The sequence below is a fragment of the Ammonifex thiophilus genome, from assembly GCF_003368535.1.
GTDB lineage: Bacteria > Bacillota > Desulfotomaculia > Desulfotomaculales > Ammonificaceae > Ammonifex > Ammonifex thiophilus.
Genome location: NZ_QSLN01000005.1, coordinates 85,666 through 92,196 on the forward strand (window position 1 = coordinate 85,666; position 6,531 = coordinate 92,196).

A 6,531-nucleotide genomic window follows, 5' to 3' on the forward strand; every position below is an offset into this window, starting at 1 on the left:
GGGGTTTTGTTTTATTTTCACAGTAAATTGCAGGAAAAAGAGGCACGAATAGCGAACTACCTCCCAGAAGGGAGGTAGCGAGAAGGTTGGTTCGCTTCGAGTATAGCGAAGATACGCTTTTGGCTCGGCTCTTTGGGGAGATAGACCTTAAAGTGGCCGATTCGCTGCGGCGGGAACTGGAGAGTGCTCTGGACCGCCACTCGGTAAATTTTCTGGTCTTCGACCTTTCAGCCGTTTCTTTCTTAGACAGCACGGGTTTAGGGGTGATCCTTGGCCGTTATAAACGGGTGGCCGAGGCTGGGGGTAAAGTGGCTTTCATCGCTCCTCCTCCTCAGGTGAAGCGGGTGCTGGAACTGGCGGGGGTCCTGCGCTTTTGTCCACTTTTTTCCTCTTGGGAGGAAGCGCGGGTTTCCCTGAGGGGGGAGGCCTGTGGATAATCGCTTTCGCTTGGAGATCCTTAGCAGGCCGGAAAACGTGGGATTAGCGCGGGTGACCGTGTCCGCCTTCGCCGCCCAACTGGATCCCACGGTGGAGGAGCTGGAGGAGGTAAAAGGAGCTGTCTCCGAAGCGGTAAGCAACGCTATTGTTCACGGCTACCAGGGAAGGCCGGATGGGGTAGTAGTCGTGGAGGGCTTTCTCGACGGGGACCTTCTGGAAGTCCACGTAGAGGATCGGGGCAAGGGCATAGAAGATGTGGCCCGCGCCCTGGAGCCGGAGTACACCACCGATCCCCAGCGCCTGGGTCTGGGCTTCAATTTCATGCGCTTCTGGATGGATGAGGTCGAGGTGGAGTCCCGGCCGGGGGAGGGGACGCGGGTCGTTATGCGGAAGAAGCTCCGTTCGGCTTCCAAGGGGTAGGGTTTTGCCCGGGAAAGGCCTTCTAGACCCAAAGGCCACCCGGACTCTCCTTCTCCGGGCACAAAAAGGGGATTCCCAGGCGCGGGAAATTTTGGTGAAGGCCAATCTAGGACTGGTAGGCAAGGTGGTTAGGCGTTTCGTCGGACAGGGGCGGGAGGGCGAGGATTTGTTTCAGGTAGGCTGTATAGGGTTGCTGAAGGCCATCGACCGCTTTGATCTGCAGCGAGGGACTTGCTTTTCCACCTACGCCGTGGCCACCATCTTAGGAGAAATTCGCCGCTTCTTGCGCGACGACGGGATGCTGAAGGTCTCCCGCTCACTTAAAGAAACTTCGCGGCGGGTGATAAGAACGCGGGCAAATCTCAAGGCGGCTTTGGGAAGGGAGCCGTCGGTAGCGGAAATAGCCGATTCTTTGGGCATCGCAGTGGAGGAGGTGGTGATGGCGCTGGAGGCGGGGAAAGCGCCCGCTTTTTTGCAGGAGCCCCTGGCGGGGGAAGGAGAGGAAGCCTTATGCTGGGAGGATTGCCTCTCCTCAGAAAAAGAGGAAGGTTGGTTGGAGGCTCTCACCTTGAAGGAATCTCTTCGGCGCCTACCTGCCAGGGAAAGGGAGGTCATCTGGTGGCGCTTTTTTGCTGGTTACACCCAGGAGGAAGTAGCGCGGGAGCTAGGTATATCCCAGGCTCAGGTCTCGCGTCTGGAGAGAAACGCTTTGCAGAAGTTGCGCGAAGAACTCGAGGCTTAAAATTCGTCTCTTCTAGAAGCAAGGTCTGTCCCTCTACACATAATAAGCAAAAAAAGTCGATGGGGGGACGAGCCTTTGCTTTATCGCCTGTTTCTGGTGGCAAGCTTTTTCTTTCTCCTGTTTTCTTCTCCTTGGGCTGCCAGGGCTGGCAGTTTGGAGGGGAAGACCATCGTGCTGGATCCAGGGCACGGGGGCTGCGATCCGGGAGCTGTGGAGCCCCGGCTAGGTATCCATGAGAAGTACATCAACTTGGCGGTAGCCCGCCGACTGCAAGGAATGCTCCGCGCGGCTGGGGCTCGGGTGCTCCTTACCCATGACGATCCGGACAAGATGGAGAAGGAAAGGGAAGATTGGCATCTTCCTTACATAAGCCTGCGCGAGCGGGTCCGACTAGCCAACGACCAGCGAGCCGACGTCTTTCTGAGCCTCCATGTTAACAGCTTCTCCGACCCCCGGCGGACAGGGCAGGAAATTTTCTTCGCCCGCGGCTCAGAGGCTGGGCACCGGCTGGCCGAAGCCCTTCGTCGGGAGTTGGCCAAGCTGGGGGGCGACACCGCCTGCCACCCTAGCTCCTTCTACGTTCTGGAACACTCCCGGATGCCCGCCGTGGTGGTGGAAATGGGTTATCTTAGCAATGCAGCTGAAGCCGCCCGGCTGCTCGATCCCAGCTATCAGCAAAAGATAGCCGAGGCCCTTTGCGCCGGGCTGGAGGCTTATTTCGCCCAGGCTAACTCCCTTCCCGCCGGGGGGAAACTTCACGCGCCGAGGGCTCGCGTGGCCATCGTCATCGATGATTTTGCCGGCCCGAGCGAAAAAAAGGGTACACAGGAGTTTCTCTCCTTGAACAAGCCCTTGACCTTTGCCGTGCTGCCCAACTACCCTCTTTCTGCTCCTACGGCGCGCGAGGCCGTAAAGGCCGGATTCGAGGTTTTGGTTCACCTGCCTATGGAACCTTTGAAGGGTAACCCTTCCTGGCTCGGTCCGGGGGCCATATATGTCAACCTTAGCGACGAAGAGATCGAGCGGCGGGTAGAAAGGGCCATAGCCAGTGTGCCGGGGGCGGTCGGCATGAACAACCACATGGGTTCTCGTGCCACGGCCGACCCGCGGGTTATGCGGGCCGTTTTAAAGGTGGCCAAGCGCCATAACCTCTTCTTCTTGGACAGCAAGACCACCAATAAGTCGGTGATTCCGCAGATAGCAGAAGAATTAGGGGTGCCTTACGCGGAAGACGGCCTTTTCCTTGACGCGGTTAATGATGTGGAACACATCAAGAAACAGCTGCATAAGCTGGCCCAACTAGCCTTGAAGAATGGTAGTGCCATAGCCATAGGACACGTCGGAGTGACGGGGCCCAACACCGTGCGAGCGATCAAAGAGATGCTGCCGGAGTTTGAACGCCTGGGGATAGACTTGGTCTATGTCTCCACCCTGGTTAAGCGCCCTAACGGTGCGGGCGCCAGATCGGAGCAGCAAGAGAGAAGAGGCTTGCCACAATAGTCCAGGCATGTCTTCCGGAAAACTAGAAGATACTACTGAACGAAGATAGCGTAGAAAGGGGGGATTAAAAGTTGTGGTGGCGACGGTTAGGGCTAGGAGTTCTGGTGGTGGTTCTGCTTCTGAGTATGCTCGGGGTTAGCGGTTGCCCGGAACGGCGCACGCCTTCCCCGCCGGCCACTCCCACGCCGGCCCGCCCGGAAACCAAGGTCTTACCCACCGATCCGCGGGAACTGAGCCGTATAGCCACCAATCTGGCTCACGAGGCTGCTCGGGTACCCGGGGTCAACAAGGCTACAGTAGTTATAGCGGGGAACACGGCTTATGTGGGGCTGGATGTGAAGGCGGGGTTAGAAAAGGGCCGTATCGACGAGGTCAAGCGGGAGGTGGCCACCCGCTTGAAGAAGGCCGAGCCGCGCCTAGCACGAGTGATGGTGACCACCGATGCCGATACCTACAAGCGCATAAAGAATGTGCAAGACGGAATAGCCAAAGGCAAACCTCTCTCCTCCTTTGCCAGCGAGATCGAAGAGATCAACCGGCGCATGTCACCCACCACTCGATAAAGGTCAAGACCTGGTCCGTGAGGCTTTGGCGGGAACGGCGGACCGGGTCTTAACCTTTATTTACTCGGCCACTCCCGGGCCATGCTGCAAAAGTTCCGATACCGTTACCATGCGGTAACCTTTTTCTTTAAGCCCCTGGATGATGGTAGGGAGGGCTAAGTGGGTCTGCTGGCAGGTGTCGCTGGCGTGAAGCAGCACTATGCTCCCCGGGCGCACATTTTTGAGGACACGCGTAATGATGGTGTTCACCCCTGGGTTTTTCCAGTCGAGAGAGTCCACATCCCATTGGATTAACGTGTAACCCATTTCCTTAGCCACCTTCAACACTTTGGCGTTGTAGTCGCCGTTGGGCGTGCGGATGAGCTTAGGGGTCTTCCCCGTAACCTCTTTTATGGCTTCGTGGGCCCGGCTGATCTCCGCTTTTATCTCTTCCGGTGGAAGTGGGCTCAAGTTTATATGGCGATGCCCATGGCTGGCAATTTCGTGTCCATCCTCGGCTATCCGTCGAGCCAACTCCGGATACTTCTTTACCCAGGGCCCGGAGAGGAAAAAGGTGCACTTAACGTTTTCTTTTCTTAAAAGGTCGAGCACCTTGGGGGGAGTTTCCGTCCCCCAGCTTATATCGAAGGTAAGGGCCACCAGCTTCTCCTCGGTGCGTACCCGGTAAATGATGGGGGAAGAGGAGGTGCTGGTCGGCGAAGCACAGGGTTCTTTCAGGAGGCCAAGGATTACCAGACCCCCTATAAATGTCACTCCTGCGAGTAAAAGCAAACCCTCTTTGAGTCGCCGGAGGTTTAGGTAAAGCACCCGCATGAGAAGTTCTTACCTCCCGCGCCACCCTTTCCTCTGCTAAGAGTTATGAACTTTCGGGGAAAGATATGAGTGTTAGAAACTCACCGAGCGAGGAAGAGGGCTGGGGCCTCTATGAAAGTGAAGGTTTGGTTTTTGCTTCTTGGCCTCTGGCTTTTAGGAATGGTACGGGAAGCTTGGGCTTCTCCGCCCGAAGTGACGGCAGAAGCGGCTGCGCTCATGGAAAGACAGAGTGGACTTTTCTACTACGAGAAGAACGCTACTGAGCGCCGCGCTCCGGCGAGCCTTACCAAGGTCATGACCTGTATTTTGGCTTTGGAGATGGCCGACCCGGAGGAGGTGGTCACCGTGAGCCGCCGCGCAGCTTCCATCTCCATGGGGTCGGTAATCGACCTGCGCCCCGGCGAGCAGATAAGACTGGGGGAACTCATAAAAGCTGCCCTTATCCACTCGGCCAACGACGCTACGGTGGCCATTGCCGAGGCAGTAGCGGGGGATCATGACACCTTTGTGCGCTGGATGAATGCCAAGGCGCTCCTTTTGGGGCTGGAGGATACCCACTTCGTCAACACTAACGGCTATTCTCATCCTGAGCACTGGAGCACGGCAAAGGACTTGGCCCGGCTTACCCGCTACGCCCTGCAAAACCCAACCTTCGCTTCTTTGGTAGCCACCCGCCAAGCGGTGGTGCGTTGGGAAAAGCCGCAGAGGGAGCTTCCCATCAGTAATACCAACCGGCTTTTACACGGCGGCTATCCCCAGGTAACGGGAGTGAAGACGGGCACCACCCAAGCAGCAGGGCAGTGCCTCATCGCTTCGGCCAGATCGGGGGAACAGGAGTTCGTCGCGGTGGTGTTGAAAAGCAAAAATCGCTACCGGGATGCCGTAGCGCTTCTTTCCTGGGGTTCTAAGGAGCTTAAGGAGGTTAACCTTTGCGATAAGGGAGAGTACTGGACGCGGCTGCCGGTGGCAGAGGGGCGCCTAGGAGATGTACCCTTGGTGGCGCGGGAAGGGTTGTCCGTCCTGCTCCCCCCGGGTGAGCCGGTGGAGAAGCAGATCTGCCTAGCCCGAGCTCTAAAGGCCCCGGTTTATCCAGGCAGCCCTCTAGGAGAAGTAATTTTTCTCTGGCGGGGGCAAGAACTGGGACGGGTTTCTTTGGTGGCGGGTAAAGAAGTGCTAGAGCGCCCCTGGTGGTGGCGTTTGCTGGGCAAGAGGTTCGAATAGCACAGAATTCAGTAAAATCAAGGCTTTCCGGGCCGCGCGGGGCTCAGATTGAAGCCGTTTTCAATACCGTGGAGTCCTTGACAGTCCCAACTTTCTGATTTGGTTCGGAGAGCGCGTATTGACAAACAGATTGACACCTTTTAATTGCAAAGGCGAAGTTATTTTCCATTAGGGCGGAAGCAGGAAAGGAAGCCGGGAGAAGATCCCGGCTTTTGCGTTTTTATGGGACTTTTTAAAACACTTGCCGGGACGTCCGGTCCCGGAGGAAAAGGGGGATTGCGATGATGGAAAAGATCGAGAAGGGCGAAACGATGGAAGTGCGGGGCGGGATCATTTTCGTAGGAAGGAGAAGGAGAGTGAAAACAGGCAGGCGAAGCTCCTGGAGCGGGGGTGGAGGCCGGACCTGCCGGAGAAGCCGGGGCTATTTGCCTAGCGTCCGTGGGAAGGAGGGGTTGTTAGTTGACGCGCACGCGGAAAGTGGGCTTAGTGGTTTCGCTCCTCCTGTCGCTCCTCTTCACGGTCGTAATCGTGGCGGCGGCCAACAGGAAGTACGGCGAGGCCACGCAGCCGGTGGAGGCCTTGAAGGTCAGGGAAGTCATACCCGCCGGGGTGGAGATAAGCAGCAGGAACACGGAAGTGGTGAAGGTGCCGAAGCCTGCTTCGGAGGGCTTAGCTCCGCCTCAAGAGGCCCTGGGCAAGGTGGCTAAGGTGCCCCTGGTGAGGGGCCAGCTCGTTTACAGGGAGGACCTGGACACCGCTCCGCAGCTCGCCCCCGGCTGCGTCGAGGTCCTGGTCCCGGTCGACCTCTCCAGCTCCGCCTGCGCCCTCCCCGGC

General features: G+C 57.7%; 8 protein-coding genes. 7 read left to right on the forward strand and 1 reads right to left on the reverse strand.

What is annotated here, in order from left to right:
* Nucleotides 1-86 precede the first annotated feature (86 nt).
* The 5 genes from DXX99_RS05570 to DXX99_RS05590 all read left to right on the forward strand — a co-directional run bounded on the left by DXX99_RS05570 (nucleotide 87) and on the right by DXX99_RS05590 (nucleotide 3,663).
* Nucleotides 87-437: an STAS domain-containing protein gene (locus DXX99_RS05570; RefSeq protein WP_115792514.1), complete on the forward strand. Its 351-nt coding sequence runs from the start codon at nucleotides 87-89 to the stop codon at nucleotides 435-437.
* Nucleotides 430-858, forward strand: a complete 429-nt coding sequence (gene spoIIAB / locus DXX99_RS05575) for an anti-sigma F factor (protein WP_115792515.1) — start codon at nucleotides 430-432, stop codon at nucleotides 856-858. Before DXX99_RS05570 ends, spoIIAB begins: the two co-directional genes overlap by 8 nt.
* A 4-nt stretch (nucleotides 859-862) precedes the next feature.
* Nucleotides 863-1,600 carry a SigB/SigF/SigG family RNA polymerase sigma factor gene (locus DXX99_RS05580; protein WP_205664647.1) on the forward strand — a complete coding sequence of 246 codons (738 nt, stop codon included), beginning with the start codon at nucleotides 863-865 and terminating at the stop codon, nucleotides 1,598-1,600.
* 75 nt (nucleotides 1,601-1,675) lie between these two features.
* A complete protein-coding gene (locus tag DXX99_RS05585; protein WP_115792517.1) occupies nucleotides 1,676-3,100 on the forward strand; it encodes a divergent polysaccharide deacetylase family protein in 1,425 nt (474 codons plus the stop codon).
* 71 nt (nucleotides 3,101-3,171) lie between these two features.
* On the forward strand, nucleotides 3,172-3,663 hold the full coding sequence (locus DXX99_RS05590) for a YhcN/YlaJ family sporulation lipoprotein (protein WP_115792518.1): 492 nt from the start codon (nucleotides 3,172-3,174) through the stop codon (nucleotides 3,661-3,663).
* A 60-nt stretch (nucleotides 3,664-3,723) separates the two neighbouring features.
* Here DXX99_RS05590 and pdaB read toward each other — a convergent pair whose 3' ends face one another.
* On the reverse strand, nucleotides 3,724-4,476 hold the full coding sequence (gene pdaB / locus DXX99_RS05595) for a polysaccharide deacetylase family sporulation protein PdaB (RefSeq protein WP_115792519.1): 753 nt from the start codon (nucleotides 4,474-4,476) through the stop codon (nucleotides 3,724-3,726).
* Nucleotides 4,477-4,587: 111 nt separating this feature from the next.
* Between pdaB and DXX99_RS05600 the strand changes: the two genes are divergently transcribed.
* Nucleotides 4,588-5,697 carry a D-alanyl-D-alanine carboxypeptidase family protein gene (locus DXX99_RS05600; protein WP_115792520.1) on the forward strand — a complete coding sequence of 370 codons (1,110 nt, stop codon included), beginning with the start codon at nucleotides 4,588-4,590 and terminating at the stop codon, nucleotides 5,695-5,697.
* A 459-nt stretch (nucleotides 5,698-6,156) separates the two neighbouring features.
* Nucleotides 6,157-6,531: SAF domain-containing protein (locus tag DXX99_RS05605; protein WP_134642956.1), on the forward strand; the 375-nt coding region annotated here is incomplete at its 3' end.